Genomic DNA, 394 nt, shown 5'->3' on the forward strand with positions numbered 1-394 from the left:
CGGGGTGAGTTTTAATGCCAATCCGTATGTTGATTTCTATAGTGTTGACAACGGAAACAATTATGTTATCCAGGGACGTGCCCTGCCTTTTACAGATGCAGATCAGGTTCCTTTGGGGTACAATACAACGATAACCGGAGACTTTACGATTTCTATTGATAAGACCGATGGTGATTTGAGCAGCCATGCCATTTATCTGGAAGACAAGAAAACCGGGGTAATATACGATTTGACAACAAGCGATTATACCTTTACTACCGAGAAAGGAACTTTTACCGATCGTTTGGTATTGCGTTACACCAACAAAACACTTGGAACAGGAGATTTTGAAAATATTGAAAACGGACTTCTGGTTTCTGTAAAAGACAAAACCATCAAGGTAACTTCTTCAACA

At 39.8% G+C, this 394-nt stretch carries 1 pseudogene; it reads left to right on the forward strand.

The features are described 5' to 3' along the window. A pseudogene (locus tag RT99_RS25435) lies at nucleotides 1–394 on the forward strand (hypothetical protein); the annotation flags it as partial.

The organism is Flavobacterium sp. MEB061 (genome assembly GCF_000834715.1).
Taxonomy (GTDB): Bacteria; Bacteroidota; Bacteroidia; order Flavobacteriales; family Flavobacteriaceae; genus Flavobacterium; species Flavobacterium pectinovorum.